Origin of the sequence: Pseudomonas sp. TWI628, assembly GCF_039673865.1 — a bacterium.
Taxonomy (GTDB): domain Bacteria; phylum Pseudomonadota; class Gammaproteobacteria; order Pseudomonadales; family Pseudomonadaceae; genus Aquipseudomonas.
In genome coordinates this window covers 1-20,518 of sequence record NZ_JBDJMM010000025.1, presented here as the reverse complement: position 1 = coordinate 20,518, position 20,518 = coordinate 1, and the positions used below count along the sequence as shown (strand labels likewise).

Genomic DNA, 20,518 nt, shown 5'->3' with positions numbered 1-20,518 from the left:
CCCCAGGCTCTACAAGGACACCTGACATGTTCGACTACACCGCCCGCCCCGGCCTGCTCGCCGGCCGCGTCATCCTGGTCACCGGCGCCGGCCGCGGCATCGGTGCCGCAGCCGCCAAGGCCTATGCCGCCCTGGGCGCCACCGTGCTGCTGCTGGGCAAGACCGAAGCCAACCTCAACGAGGTCTACGACCAGATCGAGGCCGCCGGCCACCCGCAGCCCGTGGTGATCCCGTTCAACCTGGAAACCGCCCTGCCGCACCAGTACGACGAGCTGGCGGTGATGATCGAGGAGCAGTTCGGCCGCCTCGACGGCCTGCTCAACAACGCCTCGATCATCGGCCCGCGCACACCACTGGAGCAGCTGTCGGGCGACAACTTCATGCGCGTGATGCACATCAACGTCAATGCCACCTTCATGCTCACCAGCACCCTGCTGCCGCTGCTCAAGCTGTCGGAGGACGCCTCGGTGGTGTTCACCTCCAGCAGCGTCGGGCGCAAGGGCCGGGCCTACTGGGGTGCCTACGGGGTGTCGAAGTTCGCCACCGAAGGGCTGATGCAGACCCTGGCCGACGAGCTGGAAGGCGTGGCGCCGGTACGCTCCAACAGCATCAACCCGGGCGCCACGCGCACGGCGATGCGGGCACAGGCGTATCCGAGCGAGAATCCGCAGAACAACCCGCTGCCGGAAGAAATCATGCCGGTCTATCTGTACCTGATGGGGCCGGATAGCAAAGATGTGAACGGGCAGGCGCTCAACGCCCAGTGAGCCTTGTGTCGCCTGTTCCGGCCTCTTCGCGGGCTTACCCGCGAAGAGGCCAGGACAGGACTCAGCCAGCGGCCAAGGCCGGGCGCATGCGCCCTTGCTGGCGCGCTTCCAGTTGCATGCACCGCTCCAGGAACAGGTACATGCAGTCATAGCTCTTGCAGATCGCCTTGCGCAGCTCGTTGCGCAGCCCCAGGGTCGGGTTCTCGCCCGCCAGCGTGCAGATGATCTCCAACGCCTCCCACGGGTGCGCATCATCGTACTGGGCATGCATCTTCAACCACTTCATCGCCCGCTTGCGCTGGTCCTCCGGGAAGCCCATGGCATAGGTGTCCTCGGCGCACACCACCGCCGACCACTCGCCGGTCGCCCCCTCGATCGCATAGTTGGTCGCCGCCATGGCAATCGCCAGCGACTCGGTGGTGCACACACGCCAGCACCAGTCGTTCAGCCCGTTCAGCTCTGGCGGTACATCCTGCGCCTGCAGATCATGCAGATGCACGCCATGGGCCTGGCACCAGTTGACCCAGTAGTCGGCATGGTTGAGCTCGACGCGGATGTTGCGCATCAGCCAACGCCGCGCCATGTCCTCGCCGGGGTGGCGGGCATAGCGGGTCTTGGTCAGGTTATGGGCCATGTACAGGGAAAACTGTTCGACCACCGGCCAGCCACCGATCAGGTACTGGCGAATGGTCGACTGGCGCAACTGGCCATCACGCAGGCGCTGGTAGAACGCGTGTTCGACCACCCGGCGCTTGCTTTCACGGCAATCCTCGATCAGTTGCTGGGCCCACTGGGGGTAACTGGCCGGGTCCATCAAGGGCCCGATACGTACGAATGCATCAATCACTTTCAGCTCCTTGATCCTTGTGATTTAGCGGACGTGTTTTCAGCGAAAAGTACCGGGCGCCCGATGCAGCAAGGGCCGCGCAGCAATCCGTTGGCGCTGCAGACTGTCGCAGGTGAACACCTGCGGTCGTTCAATCAGATAGCCCTGGGCGTAATCCACGCCGATCTCCTGCAAGGCCTGCTCGATCAACGGTGTTTCGACGAACTCGGCGATGGTCCGCTTGCCCATGACGTGGCCGATGTGATTGATCACCTCGACCATGGCACGGTTGACCGGGTCGTCGAGCATATCTTTGACAAAACTTCCGTCGATCTTCAAGAAGTCGACAGGTAAATGTTTCAAATAGGCGAATGACGACATTCCGGCGCAGAAGTCGTCCAGCGAGAACTTGCAACCCAGCCCTTTCAATTCGTTGATGAAACGGATGGCACTGCCGAGGTTGGCAATGGCGCTGGTTTCGGTGATCTCGAAGCAGATCATCCGGGGCGGAATGGCATACTCGACGAACAACCGCTGCAGGTAGTCGAGGAACTTGTCGTCGCCGATGCTGGTGCCCGAAAGGTTGATTGCACACATGGCCAGCGGCCCGTCCCGCTCTTCGTCCAGGCACTGGCGGATGACCTGAAACACATTGCGCACCACCCAGCGGTCAAGCGCCGTCATCAGGCCGTAGCGCTCGGCGGCCGGGATGAAACTGTCCGGAAGGATGGTGCGGCCGCTTTCATCATGCAGGCGCAGCAGGATCTCGATATGGCCGGGGCCTTCGATGGTCTTCAGCGCGGCGATTTCCTGGCAATAGAGGCAGAAGCGGTTTTCCTCCAGGGCAACATGCAGGCGCTGGATCCAGGCCATTTCGCCAAAGCGCATGGACAGCTCGCTGTCGTCGGCGTGGTAAACCTGCACCCGGTTACGGCCCTTTTCCTTGGCCATGTAGCAGGCCATGTCGGCAGCCCGCAACGAGGCCTCCAGCGTGCCGGGTGCCTGCGCAATGTGCACCAGGCCGATACTGACAGTGGTCACGAACGGCCTGCCCTTCCACACGAAGTGCAGGCTCTGCACGGCCTGGCGCAGGTTCTCGGCGATGCGCTCGGACTGTTCGGCCGGGCAGTTCTCCAGCAGCACGCCAAATTCATCGCCGCCCAGGCGCGCCAGGGTGTCGCCTTCGCGCAACCCTGACTGCAGCACCGCACAGATGTGCCTGAGCAGCTCGTCACCTGCCGCATGGCCGCTGGTGTCGTTGACCAGTTTGAACTGATCGAGGTCGAGGAACATCAGCGAATGTCGCCCGGCCTGGCGCACCAGGCCATTGAGCGCCTGTTCCAGGCGGTATTCGAATTCGCGGCGGTTGGCCAGGCCGGTCAAGGCGTCATGGGTGGCCTGCCACGACAGGTTGGCGATGTACTGGCGCTCCTGGGTCATGTCGTGCAGCACCAGCACGATACCGGCCACCTGGTCGTTGTTGATGATCGGCGAGCCAACCAGGTTGACCGACACCGTGCTGCCATCCAGGCGCTGAATCAGCCGGGCATGCTCGGCGCCGCCCTTGAGGCTGCCACTGAGCACCTGCTCGACCAGCGAGCAGCATTCGCCCTCTTCCTGGTCGTCGAGCAGGCTGAACAGCGCCCCCAGCGGCAAGCCCAGCGCCTGGCCGGACTGCCAGTGGGTCAGCTGCTCGGCAGCAGGGTTCATGTAACCGATATTGCCCTCGACATCGGCGGTGATCACTGCGTCGCCAATCGACTCAAGGGTGATCTGCGCCCGCTCCTTCTCTTCCCGCAGGGCATTGGCGAAGGCCTGGCGCTGGGCCAGCAGCTTGCTCGAACGGCGCCAGGCAATGGTGATGAGGAACAGCGCGGTCAGCAGGTTGGTGACCAGCAGCACCCGCAGCAGCATCCGCGAGCCTTCGCCCAAGGCATCACTGAAGGCCTTGGCGGCGGGCGTGACGCCTTCGTTGATCGCAACGATGCGGTTTTTCCAGTCATCGAGCTGGGCCGCGTTGACCTGCCCTGCAGCGAAACCAGAGTGCATTTCGCTGGCCAGCATATCGAGCTTGATCAGGTAGTCATCGCCGATGTTCCAGTAGTCGATCGCCGTCTGCATGTAGCTGACCTGGCGGAAATTACGGTAGAACCAGATGATCCGGTCGACATCGTCCGGGTGGTTGCCGCCCTGCAGCACGGCCTGGCGGGCGCCTTCCAGGTCCGGGCTGGCCTGGTCGAGCAGCTCTCGCAGCTCGTGGTCGCCCTGGGGCACGGCCATGGCCTGGCGATAGCGCTGATAGGTGCGCTCGTCTCGGTCATCGGCATACAGGTTGAGGTAATAGATGGCGTCTTTCTGGGCCTTGGACCAAAGGCTTTCACCGGCCACGTAGGCACGAACCGCCGACAATGTATAAAGGCTGAGGCTACCCAGCATCACCTGGAACACGACGACGGCGATGAAGGGCCAGATGATACCTACCAACCTTGGCGCTTCTTGAGTGCGATTTCCCTTCATTTAGTCCCTGTCGCAGAGCAGATAAGACTTTGAATCAACCCAGACAAGCACAGCGTAGGCCATTTGCCATCTAAGTGGAGGGGAATTTACGCCGGCAACGTTGGGGAGTTTGAGCAGGAGCAATCCAGGGGCATTGTCAGGTCTGCTGCAAATGCCCATACAACTTGGCATACAGCCCACCCTCGGCTATCAGCTGCTGATGGTCGCCATCCTCGGCCACGTGGCCACCGTCGAATACCAGTACCCGGTCGGCCTGCTTCACCGCCGACAGCCGGTGCGCAATGATCAGCGTGGTCCGGCCGCTGAGGAAGCGCGCCAGTGCCTGGTGCAGGTTGTACTCGGTGGCGGCATCCAGCGCCGAGGTGGCCTCATCGAGAATCACCACCTTGGGCTCGGCCAGAACCATGCGGGCAATCGCCAGGCGCTGGCGCTGGCCACCGGACAGGCGCACCCCCGAACGGCCAACCACGCTGTCCAGCCCTTGCGGCAAGGCGGCGATGGTGGCGTCCAGCTGGGCGATGCGCAGGGCCTGCCAGCAGGCTTCGTCGCCGCAGTCACGGCCCATGGTCAGGTTGGCGCGCACACTGTCGTTGAACAGCGATGGGTGCTGCAGCACCACCGCGACGTTTTCGCGCAGTGTCTCAAGGCCGATTTCCTGCAGGCTGGCACCGCCAAAGCGGATGGTCCCGGCCTGAGCGCTGTACAGGCCCAGCAGCAATTGCACCAGGGTGCTCTTGCCGCCACCACTGGCGCCAACGATGGCCACCTTCTCACCGGGAGCGATGGCCAGGTTCAGCTGGTCCAGCACCGGCTCGTCGGCGTAGGCGAAGCGCAGGTCGCGCACCTCGATGCCCACCGTCTCGCGGCCGGCGAACGGGTCGCTGGCGGCCGGGTACTGCGGCTCGTCAGCACGCGACAGCAGCTCGTTGAGCCGGCTCAGCGCACCGCCGGCGGCGTAGTAGGCATATTGCAGGTTGAGCAACTGCTCCACCGGGCCGATCATGAACCACAGGTAGCTGAACACCGCCAGCATCTGCCCGATCGACAGGTCGGAGAACAGCACGGTCAACATCGCCGCCGCACGGAAAATATCGATGCCGAACTGGAACAGCAGGCCACTGGCGCGGCCACTGGCATCGCTCTTCCATTGCGACTCCACGGCATAGTCGCGTACTTCACGGGCCCGCAGGCCGAGGCGGCCGAGGAAGTAGCCCTGGCGATTGCCGGCACGGATTTCCTGGATGGCATCCAGGGTTTCCGACAGCGCCTGGGTAAAGCGCGAGGTGCTGTCGTTCTCGAGTTTTTTCAGGTGTTTGACGCGTTTGCCCAACTGCACGGTGAAGTAGATCACCAGCGGGTTGAACAACAGGATCAGCAACGCCAGCTTCCAGTGCATCCAGAGCAGGATCGCCGCCGTGCCGGTGAGGGTCAGCATGGCCACCAGGAAGCGGCTCAGGGTCTCGCCGACGAACTTGTCGAGGGTATCCAGGTCGGTGACCAGGTGCGTGGTCACGGTGCCGCTGCCGAGGCTTTCGTATTCCTTGAGCGAGATGCGCTTGAGGCGCTCGATCAGGCGAATGCGCAGGCGGTAGACGATGTCCTTGGCCAGCCCGGCGAACAGCTTGGCCTGCACCACGTTGAAGGCCAGAGCCGCCAGGCGCAGGCACAGCGTAGCCGCCAGCATCAGGCCGATGTAGCCGGCCGCCACTTGCCAGCCGCTCGGCAGCAGTTGGTTCATCCATTTCAGCGCGGCGTCGCCGTGGCCCAGCAGCACTTCGTCGACCAGCAACGGCAGCAGCAACGGGATCGGCACGGCGCAGCAGGCCGCCAGTACGGCAACCAGATTGGCGGTCCAGAGGTTTTTCTTGTGATGCAGGGCCAGGCGGCGGATTTCCGCCCAGCTCAGGCGATCGGGCGCAGCGGCGGGCTTCCCTGGCACAGGGTCTGGCGACCCTGGCAGATCAAGCACAGACGGCCTGCTGTAGCCAGCGGCCAAGCAGGGGTTGCAGGCTGTCCAGCGGCTGGTAGCCGTTGGTCAGCAAGGCCAGTTGGCCGTTGCGCTCGGCCAGCAGGGTCGGGAAGCCGGCGATGCCGAGGTCCTGCACCCAGCTGAAGTCCGCGCTGGTGGCGGCGCGGATGTCATGGCTGGCGAACTGCTGGGCGAAGCGCTCGCGGTCGAAGCCGGCCTGTTCGGCCAGCTCGACCAGTTGCGGGGCACGGGTGACATCCACGCCCTGCTCGTAGAACGAACGCTGGATCAGCGCCAGCAGCGGCCAGACACGCTCGGCATCCAGCTCGCGGGCAGTGACCAGGGCGCGGCAGGCCGGCTCGGTGTCGTAGACAAAGCCGTCAGGCATGGCGCCCTCGAAACGGAACGGTTGCCCGGTGGCCTCGGCCACCGCCTGCCAGTGCTCGAGGATGTACTTGCGGGTCGAAGCATCCAGCGCGCTGCCGCCGCTGCGCAGGCCGCCCGGCACCAGGCGAGTGCTGACGCCCGCCTCGGCGGCCTGTGCGATCAGCGCCGCGGCCACTGGCGCGAAACCCCAGCACCAGGAGCACATCGGGTCCATCACATAGATCAGGCGGGCGGTCATGGCTCAAGCCTCGGCTTTGTAGTTGTAACCAATCGGGTGCGGCTGGTTGCGGGCCTTGGCCAGCTCGATCTGCTTCTGCCGGTCGATGGCGCTGCGCCGGGTCTTCTCGCTCAGGGTGTCCCAGCAATGCGGGCAGCTCACGCCTGGCGAATAGTGCTCGGACTCGCGGTCCTTGGCATCGACCGGGTGGCGGCAGGCATGGCACTGGTCGTACTCGCCTTCGCTCAGGTCATGGCGCACCGTGACGCGGTTGTCGAAGACGAAGCAGTCGCCGTCCCAGAGGCTTTCTTCCTGAGGCACTTCCTCGAAGTATTTCAGGACGCCACCCTTAAGATGATAGACCTCCTCGAAGCCTTCACCGAGCATGTAGCTGGAAGCTTTTTCGCAACGGATGCCGCCGGTGCAGAACATCGCGACCTTCTTGTGCTTGCTCGGGTCGAAGTTGGCCTTGATGTACTCGGGGAACTCGCGGAAGGTCTCGGTCTTCGGGTCGATGGCGCCCTTGAAGGTGCCGATGGCCACTTCGTAGTCGTTGCGGGTATCGATCAGCAGTACTTCCGGGTCGCTGATCAGGGCGTTCCAGTCCTTGGGCTCGACATAGGTGCCGACGGCCTGGTTCGGGTCGACGCCCGGCACACCGAGGGTGACGATCTCTTTCTTGAGCTTGACCTTGGTGCGGTAGAACGGCTGCTCGTCGCAGTAGGATTCCTTGTGGTCGACATCGACCAGGCGCGGGTCGTTGCGCAGCCAGGCGAGCAGGCCGTCGATGCCTTCGCGGGTGGCCGAAACGGTGCCATTGATGCCTTCTTGAGCCAGCAGCAAGGTGCCTTTGACGCCGTTGTCGAGCATGGCCTTGAGCAGTGGCTCACGCAGCTCGACGTAGTCTTCCAGGGTGACGAACTTGTACAGCGCCGCCACGACGATAGCTTGGGACATGAAATCGGTTCTCCAGGTGGTCACCCTCGTAAGGGGCGGACCGGAATGACAAATAAAAACGCGCCGACAAGCGGCGCGTTGTGCAGTCTACCAGAATGCCGGAAAGGATTCAGTGCCCGCCGCCAGCACACACCGGTGAGGCCGGCGCCACGCCCACCCTGGCCCACTCTTCGGCCGTGTAGGTGTGAATCGCCAGGGCATGGATCTCGCCCATCAGCTCACCCATGCTGGCGTAGACCTTCTGGTGGCGCTTGACGCTGTTGAGCCCGGCGAACTGCTCGCTGACAATCACCGCCTTGTAGTGGGTCTCCTGGCCACGGCTGTGCATGTGGCTTTCGTTGAGCACTTCAAGGTGTTGCGGGGCCAGCGCGGCCAGTTGCTGCTCGATGCGTTGCTGCATGCTCATCGGGTGTTACTCACTTCTTGGCCGGGGCGGCGGCCTTGCCAGCGTTCGGGTCCAGCTCCTTGGTCATGTCGTCGAGCAGCTTGTTGACCACCGGTACAGCCGGTTCCAGGCTGGTCTGGGTCAGCTGGGCCGACTGCTGGGTGACCTTGGGCATTTCACGCAGGACTTTCTTGCCCAGCGGCGACTCGTAGAACTTGACCAGGTCCTTGAGCTCCTGCTCGGTGAATGTCTGGGTGTACAGGTCGACCATCTTCGGCTTCAGCTTGTTCCAGCCGATGGCATTGTCCAGGGCGGCGTTGGCCTTGGCCTGGTAGCTCTCGAGCACCGGCTGCTTGGAGGCCGGGGCCTTGGTCTGGGCGAAACGCTGGGCGAACATCTGCTGGACCTGCATGTACACCGGAGTGCCCAGTTTGTCGGCATTGGCCAGGGTCAGGAATTTCTCGGCGGCAGCGTTGTGGCTAGGAGTGGCAGCGAGTACCTGGCCGCTGGCACAGGCCAGGGCAACGGCAGCACAGAGGACACGGAGACGGGTCATTGCATTTCCTTCAAGGAGGGGGAGGCGGTACCTCAGAGTAGAGCATTCTGCTCCCGCAGGGGCGCAGCGCTCAAGTGGCACGACGAGGGAATGAACCGCTCGAACGCATGAGGGCCTAAACTGCTGATTCTGACTGACAAAGGAGTGAACGCAGCATGAGCCGTATCGAGACAGACAGCCTGGGCCCGGTCGAAGTTCCTGAGGACGCCTACTGGGGCGCGCAGACCCAGCGCTCGCTGATCAACTTTGCCATTGGCAAGGAACGCATGCCGCTCGCGGTGCTGCACGCCCTGGCACTCATCAAGAAAGCCGCCGCGCGGGTCAACGACCGCAACGGCGACCTGCCCGCCGACATCGCCCGCCTGATCGAACAGGCCGCCGACGAAGTGCTCGATGGCGAGCATGACGACCAGTTCCCGCTGGTCGTCTGGCAGACCGGCAGCGGCACCCAGAGCAACATGAACGTCAACGAGGTGATCGCCGGGCGCGCCAACGAGCTGGCCGGCAAGGGCCGTGGTGGCAAGGCGCCAGTGCACCCCAATGATCACGTCAACCGCTCGCAGAGCTCCAACGACTGCTTCCCCACCGCCATGCACATCGCCGCCGCCCAGGCCGTGCACGACAAGCTGCTGCCGGCGATAGCCGAGCTGTCGTCGGGCCTGGCCGAGCTGTCGGCGCGCCACGGCAAGCTGGTCAAGACCGGCCGCACGCACATGATGGACGCCACGCCGATCACCTTCGGCCAGGAGGTGTCGGCCTTCGTCGCCCAGCTCGACTACGCCCAGCGCGCCATCCGCGCCACCTTGCCGGCGGTGTGCGAGCTGGCCCAGGGCGGTACGGCCGTGGGCACCGGGCTCAACGCCCCGCATGGTTTTGCCGAAGCCGTGGCGGCCGAGCTGGCTGCCCTCTCCGGCCTGCCCTTCATTACGGCCCCCAACAAGTTCGCCGCCCTCGCCGGCCATGAGCCGCTGACCAGCCTGGCCGGTGCACTGAAGACCCTGGCGGTGGCGCTGATGAAGATCGCCAACGACCTGCGCCTGCTCGGTTCCGGCCCGCGTGCGGGGCTGGCCGAAGTGCGCCTGCCGGCCAACGAGCCGGGCAGCTCGATCATGCCCGGCAAGGTCAACCCGACCCAGTGCGAGGCGCTGTCGATGCTGGCCTGCCAGGTACTGGGCAACGACGCGGCCATCGGCTTTGCCGCCAGCCAGGGGCACCTGCAGCTGAACGTGTTCAAGCCGGTGATCATCCATAACCTGCTGCAGTCGATCGAGCTGCTGGCCGATGGCTGCCGCAACTTCCAGCAGCATTGCGTGGCCGGGATCGAGCCGGATGCCGGGCAGATGGCGGCGCACCTGGAGCGCGGGCTGATGCTGGTGACGGCGCTAAACCCGCACATTGGCTATGACAAGGCGGCGGAGATTGCCAAGAAGGCCTACAGCGAGGGCAAGACCTTGCGCGAAGCAGCGCTGGAGCTGAAGTACCTGACCAATGAGCAGTTCGACCAGTGGGTGAGGCCGGAGAACATGCTGGCGCCCGGTGGCAAGGGCTGATTCGGTTTCTTGAAGCTGGCGCGATTCCTTGTGGGAGCCGCGCTTGCCGGCGATGGGCCGCAAAGCGGCCCCGGCGATTTATGCAGCAATCTTGAAATCGTGGGGCCGCTTCGCGGCCCATCGCCGGCAAGCGCGGCTCCCACAAGGACAGCGCACGCCAGTTGGAGCGCGTAGTCTTATGCCAGGCGCGCCCTTCTGGCCTTCCACCCGGCCACCAGCGAAGGCCCCAGGGCCACCAGGGTCGACCCCGCCACCACCGTCACCGCCCCTATATAGCCCAGGGTATTGATGTCCTCGGCATGGACATACTCCGGCCACACCACAGCCGCCAGCGCCACCGCAACGAAGGTGACCAGCGGCGTCAATGCCAGCGTGGCACTCACCCGCGACGCCTCCCAATGCGCCAGCGCTTCGGCAAACGCGCCGTACGCCACCAGGGTGTTCAGGCAACAGGCCAGCAACAGCCAACCCTGCACCGGGGTCAATTGCAGCGCCTCCAGCGGATGTACCCAAGGCGTCAGCAGGGCCGCGCAGCTCAGGTAGATGACCATCATCACCTGCTGCGAATGCCACACCGTCAGCAACTGCTTCTGGCTCAGGGCATAGAACACCCAGATGCTGGTGGCCAGGAGAATGGTCAGAACACCGGTAGTGTAAGCACCCAGCGAGGTCAGCAGCTCTTCCAGGCGCTGGTTGAAGAACAGGCAGAACCCGCCCAGCAACACCAGCAGGCCGATGCCCTGCCCCAGGCTGAAACGCTCCTTGAACACGAACACGCTGGCCACCAGCAACAGCACCGGGCCGATCTGCACCACCAGCTGGGCGGTGCCCGGGCTCAACAGGTTCAGGCCGATCAGGTACAACACGTAGTTGCCCATCAACCCAAACACGGCCACCGCGACCAAGGCTCTGCCCTTGGGCGCCAGCTTGCGCAGCGAAGGCAGGCGCCGCTGGGCCGCCAGCCAGGCGAACAGCACGCCACCGGAGACCAGCAGGCGGTACCAGGTAACGGTCACCGGATCGACCACCTGCAATACCTGCTTGAGCTTGATCGGCAGGATGCCCCAGAGCAGCGCGGTCAGCAGTGCCAGGAACAGGCCATAGCCCCAGCGGCCGGAAGTTGTGTGCATACAGTCCTCGAATTAGCCCGTGGTGGGGGTAACCGAAGTCTAAGGGCTTGCAGCACCGGGCCGGAGGAAAAAGCCGGGAAATTAATTCATCGGGTCATTCCCTGACGGCATGCCTGGTCATTTCTTGTCCTTGGCGAACGCCGCCTCGATGGCTTCGTTGATGGTGCGCAGCACCTTCACCCGTGCCCAGCGCTTGTCGTTGGCTTCGACCAGGGTCCAGGGTGCGATCTCGCTGCTGGTACGGTCGACCATGTCGCCCACGGCCTGGCTGTAGTCGTCCCATTTTTCACGGTTGCGCCAGTCGTCTTCGGTGATCTTGTAGCGCTTGAACGGGATCTGCTCGCGCTCTTCAAAACGCTCCAGCTGGGTCTGCTGGTCGATCGCCAGCCAGAACTTGACCAATACCACACCGGCATTCACCAATTGCTCTTCGAAGTCGTTGATTTCGCCGTAGGCCCGCATCCAGTCAGCCGGGCTGCAGAAGCCCTCCACCCGCTCCACCAGCACCCGGCCATACCAGGAGCGGTCGAAGATGGTGAATTTGCCGCGCGCCGGGATGTGCCGCCAGAACCGCCACAGGTAAGGCTGCGCACGCTCTTCTTCAGTGGGTGCGGCAATCGGCACGATGCGGTACTGGCGCGGGTCCAGCGCTGCCGCCACGCGGCGGATGGCACCGCCCTTGCCGGCGGCGTCGTTGCCTTCGAACACCGCCACCAGGGCATGCCGACGCATGCGCTTGTCACGCAACAGGCCGGCCAGGCGGGCCTGCTCGCTGACCAGCTGCTCCTGATAGTCGGGCTTGTCCAGGCGCAAGGTCATGTCCAGGGCGCCGAGCAGGCTGCGCTGGTCGATACTCTGGCCCAGCGGGGCGACGTTGCCCTGGTGCTTGCCCTTGGGGTTGTTGGCCAGCGCCGCCTGCAGGCTGTCCAGCAGGATGCGCCCCACCGCCAGGCTGCGGTAGTTCGGGTCGACCCCTTCGACAATGTGCCACGGCGCGTAATCGCGGCTGGTGCGGCGCAGCACGCGTTCGCCGAAGCGCACGAAACGGTCGTAGGTTTCCGACTGCTGCCAGTCCAGCGGGCTGATCTTCCAGCTGTGCAGCGGGTCGTCCTTGAGCGATTTCAGGCGCGCCTTCATCTGCTTCTTGGACAGGTGGAACCAGAACTTGATGATCAGGGCGCCTTCGTCGCAGAGCATCTGCTCAAGCCGTTCGGCACCGGTGATGGCCTGGTCGAGCACGGCGTCCTTGAACTGGCCATGGACCCGCCCCTGGAGCATCTGGCTGTACCAGTTGCCGAAGAACACGCCCATCCGCCCTTTGGGTGGCAGCGCCCGCCAGTAGCGCCAGGCCGGTGGCCGGGCCAGTTCTTCATCGGTCTGCTGGTCGAAGGTGAGCACGTCGATCATGCGCGGGTCCATCCACTCGTTGAGCAGCTTGACCGTCTCGCCCTTGCCGGCGCCTTCGATACCGTTGATCAGCACGATCACCGGGAACCGCGCCTGCTGCTTGAGTTCGTACTGGGCCTCCAGCAGCGCCTCGCGCAAGGCGGGGACTTCGGCGTCGTAGGTTTCCTTGTCGATGCTGTGACCGATTTCTGCAGATTCGAACATGCACTGGCTCCTTCATTGGATAAGCAAGACTAGCGGATTTGCGCAGTGCCTGTGCAAACCCGGCAGATGACATAAAATCCGCACATCCGCTGCAACCGAGCCAACCATGTCCACCCTCCTCCAGCATGCCCAGATCGACTGGGACGACCAGGGCCGCCCCCACTCGCGGCAGTACGACGACGTCTATTTCTCCAAGAATGAAGGCACCGACGAAACCCGCTACGTGTTCCTCGAACAGACCCGCCTGGCCCAGCGCTTCGCCGACCTGGCGCCACACCGCAGCCTGGTGATCGGCGAGACCGGCTTCGGCACCGGCATGAACTTCTTCTGCGCCTGGCAGCTGTTCGCCGAGCAGGCCCATGCCGACGCGCGCCTGCATTTCATCAGCGTCGAGAAGTACCCGCTCGGCCAGGACGACATGGCCCGCGCCATGCGCCTGTGGCCGGAGATGGCGGCCTTCACCGAGCCGTTCCTGGCGCAGTACGTAGCGGTCCACCCGGGCTTCCAGCAGTTCAGCTTCGACAATGGCCGGGTCACCCTGACCCTGCTGATCGGCGACGTACTGGAGCAACTGCCGCAGCTCGACGCCAGCATCGACGTGTGGTTCCTCGACGGCTTCGCGCCCGCGAAGAACCCCGACATGTGGACCCCCGAGCTGTTCGCGCAACTGGCACGGCTGGCCCACCCCGGCACCGCGTTGGGGACCTTCACCACCACCGGTTGGGTACGCCGCGGGCTGATCGATGCCGGCTTCACCATGAAGAAGATCCCAGGCATCGGCAAGAAGTGGGAGGTGATGAGTGGTGAATACAGCGGGCAGCCATCGCCGGCCGGCGCGGCGCCCTGGTACGCCCGCCCAGCCCCCGTGGCAGGCCCGCGCCAGGCACTGGTGATCGGTGCCGGCCTGGCGGGCAGTGCCAGCGCCGCCAGCCTGGCCGCTCGCGGCTGGCAGGTGACGGTGCTGGAGCGCCACGCGGCGCCCGCGCAGGAGGCTTCGGGCAACCCGCAGGGCGTGCTGTACCTGAAGTTGTCCGCCCATGGTACCGCCCTGTCGCAGATGATCCTGGCCGGTTTCGGCTACACCCGGCGCCAGCTCGAACGGTTGCAGCGTGGCCGCGATTGGGACGCTTGCGGCGTACTGCAGCTGGCCTTCGACAGCAAGGAAGGCGAGCGCCAGGCCAAGCTTGCCGAGGCCTTCGACAGCAGCCTGCTGCGGGCACTGGAGCAGCCTGAGGCCGAGGCGATTGCCGGGGTGGCGCTGCCTGCGGGCGGCCTGTTCTACCCCGAAGGTGGCTGGGTGCACCCACCTGCCTTGTGCCAGGCGCAACTGCAGCACCCGAACATTCGCGTTCAACTTCATCAGGACGTGGTCGAGCTGCGCAAGGCCGACGGCCTGTGGCAGGCGTGGGATGGCGAGCGGCTGCTGGCCAGTGCGCCGCTGGTGGTGCTGGCCGGGGCTGCCGATGTGCGCCGCTTCGAGCCTTGCGCGCAATTGCCACTCAAGCGTATCCGCGGGCAGATCACCCGCCTGCCGGCCACCCCGGCCAGCCGTGCATTGCGCACCGTGGTTTGTGCCGATGGCTACGTCGCACCGCCCCGGGGTGATGAGCACACCCTGGGCGCCAGTTTCGATTTCCACAACGACGACCTGACGCCCACGGTCGCCGAGCATCAGGGCAACCTGGCGTTGCTGGACGAGATTTCCACCGACCTGGCCTCGCGCCTGGGTGCAGAGGCACTCGATGCCGAGCAGTTGCAGGGGCGTGCGGCGTTTCGTTGCACCAGCCCCGACTACCTGCCGATTGTCGGGCCGGTCGCCGACCCGGCATTGTTTGCCGAGGCTTATGCCGTGCTCGGCAAGGATGCACGGCAGGTGCCGGAGGTGGCGTGCCCGTGGTTGGACGGGTTGTATGTGAACAGTGGGCATGGGTCGCGGGGGTTGATTACCGCGCCGTTGAGTGGCGAGTTGATTGCGGCCTGGGCCAGTGGTGAGCCGTTGCCGTTGCCACGGGTGGTGGCTGAGGCCTGCCATCCGAACCGGTTCATGCTGCGCAGGCTGATTCGCGGGAAGTGAGGTGGCTGGGGGCGTATGGCGATGGATTTGCAGCGCCTGTGAAATCGAGCGCCGCCCGCGCGGCGCATCGCGAGCAAGCTCGCTCCTACATTTGTTGCAACGTGGCCATGCCTGTGAGGCCATGGTTGTCAGCCTGGTGCGCACGACGGGATTTTGAGGTGGGCATTGATGCCGCCTCACCTGACTTGAGACTTGCACCCAGGCGGGCAACGCGGGACTGTCAGACATGACCACGTTGCAACAAATGTAGGAGCGAGCTTGCTCGCGATGCGCCGCGCGGACGGCGCTCGATCTCAATGCCCACACAAATTCATCGGCATACACTCCAGGCCTCCCCCTTGTTATAACAGATTGATCTAAAACTCCCACAAACCTCACAGGTCAGTTCCTTACAGGGTGCCCTAATCCGGGGCACTCATTCCCCAACGGAAAAACCGGTAAGGACCTATGTGCGGATTAGCAGGAGAGTTACGTTTCACCCCCATCGACCAAGCCCCTCGCCCAGCCGACCTGGCTGCGGTAGAGCGCATCACCCACCACCTGGCGCCCCGTGGGCCCGACGCCTGGGGCTTCCATAGCCAAGGCCCGATCGCCCTCGGCCACCGCCGGCTGAAGATCATGGACCTGTCCGACGGCTCGGCGCAGCCGATGGTCGACAACACCCTCGGCCTGTCGCTGGCCTTCAACGGCGCCATCTACAACTTCCCCGAGCTGCGCCAGGAGCTGCAGGCCCTGGGCTACAGCTTCTGGTCCGAAGGCGACACCGAAGTGTTGCTCAAGGGCTACCACGCCTGGGGCGCGGCCTTGCTGCCCAAGCTCAACGGCATGTTCGCCCTGGCCATCTGGGAGCGTGACAGCCAGCGCCTGTTCCTGGCCCGTGACCGTCTCGGCGTCAAGCCACTGTACCTGTCGCGCAACGGCGAACGCCTGCGCTTCGCCTCGACCCTGCCGGCGCTGCTCAAGGGCGGCGACATCGACCCGATGATCGACCCGGTGGCGCTCAATCACTACCTCAACTTCCATGCCGTAGTGCCTGCGCCGCGCACGTTGCTGGCCAATGTGCAGAAGCTCGAACCCGGCACCTGGATGCGCGTCGATCGCCACGGTGAAGTCGAGCGCCAGACCTGGTGGCAACTGCATTACGGCCCCAACCCGGACGAACGCGACCTCGATCTGGAAGGCTGGACCACCCGCGTGCTCGACGCCACCCGCGATGCCGTGGCGATCCGCCAGCGCGCCGCCGTGGACGTCGGCGTGCTGCTGTCTGGCGGTGTCGATTCCAGCCTGCTGGTCGGCCTGCTGCGCGAGGTCGGCGTGGACGACCTGTCGACCTTCTCCATCGGCTTCGAGGATGCCGGGGGCGAGCGCGGTGACGAGTTCCAGTATTCCGACCTGATCGCCAAGCATTACGGCACCCGCCACCACCAGCTGCGCATCGCCGAGCACGAGATCATCGAGCAGCTGCCGGCCGCCTTCCGTGCCATGAGCGAGCCGATGGTCAGCCACGATTGCATCGCGTTCTACCTGCTGTCGCGGGAAGTGGCCAAGCATTGCAAGGGCGTGCAGAGCGGCCAGGGCGCCGACGAGCTGTTCGCCGGCTACCACTGGTACCCGAAAGTGGACGGCGCCGAGGATGCCTTCGCCGCCTACCGTGGCGCCTTCTTCGACCGCAGCCACGACGAATACCGCGATACCGTCCAGGCCCCCTGGCTGCTGGAAACCGACGCCGCCGGCGACTTCGTCCGCGAGCACTTCGCCCGCCCCGGCGCCCCTGATGCCGTGGACAAGGCGCTGCGCCTGGACAGCACGGTGATGCTGGTCGACGACCCGGTCAAACGGGTCGACAACATGACCATGGCCTGGGGCCTGGAGGCGCGCACGCCGTTCCTCGACTACCGCCTGGTCGAGCTGTCGGCGCGCATCCCGGCACGCTTCAAGCTGCCTGACGGTGGCAAACAGGTACTCAAGCAGGCCGCACGGCGGGTGATCCCGCACGAGGTGATCGACCGCAAGAAGGGCTACTTCCCGGTGCCCGGCCTGAAGCACCTGGACGGTGCGACGCTGGGCTGGGTGCGCGAGCTGCTGACCGACCCAAGCCAGGACCGTGGCCTGTTCAATCCGGCCATGCTCGACCGCCTGCTGAGCAACCCGCACGGCCAGCTCACCCCACTGCGCGGCTCCAAGCTGTGGCAGCTGGCGGCCCTGAACCTGTGGCTCAGCGAACAAGGAATCTGACCGATGAAAGCCCACGAGATCGCATACGGTCAGCGCCTGCTGCGCGGCCAGGCGCCGTCCTACGAGCGCCTGCAGGCGCGCCTGGCCGGCGACGGCAGCGAGCCCCACGACCAGCCGCGGGCCTTGCACTGTGGCTGGGGGCGGCTGTTGATCGGCCACACCTACCCGGACGCCGCCAGCCTGGCCGCCGCGTTGCAGGACGAACGACCCGGCGAGCGCGACATCGCCTTGTACGTGGCCGCCCCCCAGCAGCTGCTGGCCCAGGCACCACAGCAGCTGTTCCTCGACCCCTCCGACACCCTGCGCCTGTGGTTCACCGACTACCGCCCGGCGCAGCGCGTGTTCCGCGGCTTCCGTGTGCGCCGGGCGCAGAACCCTGGCGACTGGCAGGCGATCAACACCCTGTACCAGGCGCGCGGCATGCTGCCGGTCGACCCCGAGCGGGTCACCCCGCGCCACCTCGGTGGCCCGGTGTACTGGCTGGCCGAGGATGAAGACAGCGGCGCGGTGATCGGCAGTGTCATGGGCCTGAACCACAGCCAGGCGTTCGACGACCCCGAACACGGCAGCAGCCTGTGGTGCCTGGCCGTGGACCCACAGTGCACCCGTCCGGGCGTCGGCGAGGTGCTGGTACGCCACTTGGTCGAGCACTTCATGAGCCGTGGCCTGGCCTACCTCGACCTGTCGGTACTGCATGACAACCGCCAGGCCAAGCGCCTGTACGAGAAACTCGGTTTCCGCAACCTGCCGACCTTCGCGGTCAAGCGCAGGAATGGCATCAACCAGCAGCTGTTCCTTGGTCCTGGCCCGGAAGCCGGCCTGAACCCCTATGCCCGCATCATCGTCGACGAGGCCTTGCGCCGTGGCATCGAAGTGCACGTCGACGATGCCGCTGGCGGGCTGTTCACCCTCAGCCTGGGCGGGCGCCGGATTCGCTGCCGCGAGTCGCTGAGCGACCTGACCAGCGCCGTGACCATGACCCTGTGCCAGGACAAGCGCCTGACCCGGCATGCCCTGCACAACGCCGGGCTGCAGGTGCCGGCGCAACAGCTGGCCGGCAATGCCGACGACAACCTGGCGTTTCTCGACGAGCATGGCGCGGTGGTGGTCAAGCCGGTGGACGGCGAACAGGGCCAGGGGGTGGCCGTGAACCTCACCCGCATCGAGGAGGTGACCCAGGCCGTGGAAAACGCCCGTCGCTTCGACAGCCGTGTGCTGCTGGAGAGCTTCCATGCCGGCAGCGACCTGCGCATTCTGGTGATCGGCTATGAGGTGGTGGCGGCGGCGATTCGCCACCCGGCTCAAGTGATCGGTGATGGCAAGCACAGCATTCGTCAGCTGATCGAGGCGCAGAGCCGTCGGCGCCAGGCGGCAACCGGGGGCGAAAGCCGCATTCCGCTGGACGACGAAACCGAGCGCACCCTGCACGGCGTTGGCCTGGGCTACGACGATGTGCTGCCGGCCGGCCAGCGCCTGGCAGTGCGACGCACGGCCAACCTGCATACCGGCGGCACCCTGGAAGACGTCACCGAACGCCTGCACCCGGTGCTGGCCGATGCTGCGGTACGGGCGGCGCGGGCGCTGGAGATTCCGGTGGTGGGCCTGGACTTCATGGTCCGCGACGCCGAGCAACCGGATTACGTGATCATTGAAGCCAACGAGCGCGCCGGCCTGGCCAACCATGAGCCGCAGCCGACGGCTGAGCGGTTTGTCGATTTGCTGTTCCCGCATAGCCGGGCTTTGCCATGACTCTGTGTTGGGGCCTTCGCGGCACGCCCGCAAAGGCCCCAACACAGAAACCCAGGAGTACCCATGACTGAACGACTCCCCGAACCCGACCTCGACTACATGAAGCGCGTCCTGCTGGAGATGCTTGCCATCCCCAGCCCGACCGGTTTCACCGACACCATCGTGCGCTACGTGGCCGAACGCCTGGACGAACTGGGCATTCCCTTCGAACTGACCCGCCGCGGCACCATCCGCGCCACCCTCAAGGGCCGGCAGAGCTCGCCCGACCGTGCAGTCTCGGCCCACCTCGATACCATCGGCGCCAGCGTGCGCCAGCTACAGGACAACGGCCGCCTGGCCCTGGCCCCGGTAGGCTGCTGGTCGAGCCGCTTCGCCGAGGGCAGCCGGGTCAGCGTGTTCACCGACACCGGCGTATTCCGTGGCAGCGTGCTGCCGCTGATGGCCAGCGGGCACGCCTTCAACACCGCGATCGACCAGATGCCGATCAGCTGGGAACACGTCGAGGTACGTCTGGATGCCTACTGCACCACCCGCGCCGATTGTGAAGCGCTGGGCATTGCCATCGGTGACTTCGTCGCCTTCGACCCGCTGCCGGAGTTCACCGAAAGCGGCCACATCAGCGCCCGCCACCTGGACGACAAGGCCGGCGTGGCAGCCCTGCTGGCCGCACTCAAGGCGGTGGTGGAAAGCGGTCGCCAGCCACTGATCGACTGCCACCCGCTGTTCACCATCACCGAGGAAACCGGCTCCGGTGCCGCTGCGGCCCTGCCCTGGGACGTCAGCGAGTTCGTCGGCATCGACATCGCCCCGGTCGCTCCCGGCCAGGCGTCCAGCGAGCATGCGGTGAGCGTGGCCATGCAGGATTCTTCCGGGCCGTATGACTACCACCTGTCACGCCACCTGCTGAAGCTGGCAGGTGACCAGGACGTGCCGGTGCGCCGCGACCTGTTCCGCTATTACTTCAGCGATGCGCACTCGGCCGTGACCGCCGGGCATGACATCCGCACCGCGCTGGTGGCGTTCGGCTGCGATGCCACCCATGGCTACGAACGTACCCATATCGACAGCCTGGCCGCGCTCAGCCGCCTGCTTTCGGCCTACCTGCTCAGCCCACCGGTGTTCGCCAGCGACTCGCAACCGGCCAATGCTTCGCTGGAGCGCTTCAGCCACCAGCTGGAGCACGATGCGCAGATGGAGAGCGACACCCGGGTGCCGGCCGTGGACAGCCTGGTAGGAAACAAAAGCTGATGGCCGTGGAATCGCGTAGCATGCAGGCCATCATGAACAAGACTGTGCACTGCCCATGCTGATCCCCTACGACCAACTGCAAGCCGAAACCCTGACCCGCCTGATCGAGGACTTCGTCACCCGCGACGGCACCGACAACGGCGACGATACCCCGCTGGAAACCCGTGTACTGCGGGTGCGCCAGGCGTTGGCCAAGGGCCAGGCGTTCATCCTGTTCGACCTGGAGAGCCAACAGTGCCAGTTGCTGGCCAAGCATGACGTGCCTCGCGAGCTGCTCGACTGACAGGCCCGGCCACATAGCGGGGGTAGCCCCGAAGAGGCCGGGACAGGCTGATAAGGG

General features: G+C 65.2%; 16 protein-coding genes. 7 read left to right on the top strand and 9 right to left on the bottom strand.

Annotated features, from left to right (window positions below):
• Nucleotides 1-26 precede the first annotated feature (26 nt).
• Nucleotides 27-767, top strand: coding sequence for a YciK family oxidoreductase (locus ABE528_RS19460; protein WP_103449589.1), 741 nt, complete (start codon nt 27-29; stop codon nt 765-767).
• Nucleotides 768-828: 61 nt separating this feature from the next.
• Here the strand turns inward: ABE528_RS19460 and ABE528_RS19455 are convergent, their stop codons facing one another.
• The 7 genes from ABE528_RS19455 to ABE528_RS19425 all read right to left on the bottom strand — a co-directional run bounded on the left by ABE528_RS19455 (nt 829) and on the right by ABE528_RS19425 (nt 8,581).
• Nucleotides 829-1,614, bottom strand: a complete 786-nt coding sequence (locus ABE528_RS19455) for an iron-containing redox enzyme family protein (protein ID WP_346653814.1) — start codon at nt 1,612-1,614, stop codon at nt 829-831.
• A 39-nt stretch (nt 1,615-1,653) separates the two neighbouring features.
• Nucleotides 1,654-4,110: an EAL domain-containing protein gene (locus ABE528_RS19450; protein ID WP_152954195.1), complete on the bottom strand. Its 2,457-nt coding sequence runs from the start codon at nt 4,108-4,110 to the stop codon at nt 1,654-1,656.
• A gap of 136 nt (nt 4,111-4,246) precedes the next feature.
• Nucleotides 4,247-6,079 carry an ABC transporter ATP-binding protein gene (locus tag ABE528_RS19445; protein WP_346653813.1) on the bottom strand — a complete coding sequence of 611 codons (1,833 nt, stop codon included), beginning with the start codon at nt 6,077-6,079 and terminating at the stop codon, nt 4,247-4,249.
• Nucleotides 6,072-6,704 (bottom strand): DsbA family protein, encoded by a 633-nt coding sequence (locus tag ABE528_RS19440; protein ID WP_152954196.1) that lies wholly within the window; start codon nt 6,702-6,704, stop codon nt 6,072-6,074. The genes ABE528_RS19445 and ABE528_RS19440 overlap by 8 nt, the downstream gene beginning before the upstream one ends.
• A 3-nt stretch (nt 6,705-6,707) precedes the next feature.
• The gene (locus ABE528_RS19435; RefSeq protein WP_152954197.1) at nt 6,708-7,640 is read right to left on the bottom strand and encodes a rhodanese-related sulfurtransferase; all 933 of its coding nucleotides are present in this window, start codon (nt 7,638-7,640) and stop codon (nt 6,708-6,710) included.
• Between the two features lie 109 nt (nt 7,641-7,749).
• Nucleotides 7,750-8,046, bottom strand: a complete 297-nt coding sequence (locus ABE528_RS19430) for a BolA family protein (RefSeq protein ID WP_346653812.1) — start codon at nt 8,044-8,046, stop codon at nt 7,750-7,752.
• A 10-nt stretch (nt 8,047-8,056) separates the two neighbouring features.
• On the bottom strand, nt 8,057-8,581 hold the full coding sequence (locus tag ABE528_RS19425) for a DUF2059 domain-containing protein (protein WP_152954199.1): 525 nt from the start codon (nt 8,579-8,581) through the stop codon (nt 8,057-8,059).
• A 155-nt stretch (nt 8,582-8,736) separates the two neighbouring features.
• On the opposite strand from ABE528_RS19425, the gene ABE528_RS19420 reads away from it, so the two are divergent.
• A complete protein-coding gene (locus ABE528_RS19420) occupies nt 8,737-10,131 on the top strand; it encodes a class II fumarate hydratase (protein ID WP_152954200.1) in 1,395 nt (464 codons plus the stop codon).
• Between the two features lie 176 nt (nt 10,132-10,307).
• Here the strand turns inward: ABE528_RS19420 and ABE528_RS19415 are convergent, their stop codons facing one another.
• Together ABE528_RS19415 and pap are read right to left on the bottom strand one after the other, a co-directional pair.
• Nucleotides 10,308-11,261, bottom strand: coding sequence for a DMT family transporter (locus ABE528_RS19415; protein WP_346653811.1), 954 nt, complete (start codon nt 11,259-11,261; stop codon nt 10,308-10,310).
• Nucleotides 11,262-11,378: 117 nt separating this feature from the next.
• The gene (gene pap, locus ABE528_RS19410; RefSeq protein ID WP_152954202.1) at nt 11,379-12,872 is read right to left on the bottom strand and encodes a polyphosphate:AMP phosphotransferase; all 1,494 of its coding nucleotides are present in this window, start codon (nt 12,870-12,872) and stop codon (nt 11,379-11,381) included.
• A gap of 106 nt (nt 12,873-12,978) precedes the next feature.
• On the opposite strand from pap, the gene mnmC reads away from it, so the two are divergent.
• The 5 genes from mnmC (at nt 12,979) to ABE528_RS19385 (ending at nt 20,461) form a co-directional block, all read left to right on the top strand.
• Entirely contained in the window at nt 12,979-14,946 is a 1,968-nt protein-coding gene (gene mnmC, locus ABE528_RS19405; RefSeq protein ID WP_346653810.1) for a bifunctional tRNA (5-methylaminomethyl-2-thiouridine)(34)-methyltransferase MnmD/FAD-dependent 5-carboxymethylaminomethyl-2-thiouridine(34) oxidoreductase MnmC, read from the top strand.
• Nucleotides 14,947-15,393: 447 nt separating this feature from the next.
• Nucleotides 15,394-17,181 (top strand): N-acetylglutaminylglutamine amidotransferase, encoded by a 1,788-nt coding sequence (locus ABE528_RS19400; protein ID WP_152954204.1) that lies wholly within the window; start codon nt 15,394-15,396, stop codon nt 17,179-17,181.
• A 3-nt stretch (nt 17,182-17,184) separates the two neighbouring features.
• A complete protein-coding gene (gene ngg, locus ABE528_RS19395) occupies nt 17,185-18,930 on the top strand; it encodes an N-acetylglutaminylglutamine synthetase (protein WP_346653809.1) in 1,746 nt (581 codons plus the stop codon).
• A gap of 63 nt (nt 18,931-18,993) precedes the next feature.
• Complete coding sequence (locus ABE528_RS19390) at nt 18,994-20,178, top strand: osmoprotectant NAGGN system M42 family peptidase (RefSeq protein WP_110639583.1); 1,185 nt, start codon at nt 18,994-18,996, stop codon at nt 20,176-20,178.
• Nucleotides 20,179-20,233: 55 nt separating this feature from the next.
• A complete protein-coding gene (locus tag ABE528_RS19385; RefSeq protein WP_003252629.1) occupies nt 20,234-20,461 on the top strand; it encodes a YheU family protein in 228 nt (75 codons plus the stop codon).
• The last annotated feature ends 57 nt before the right edge of the window (nt 20,462-20,518 follow it).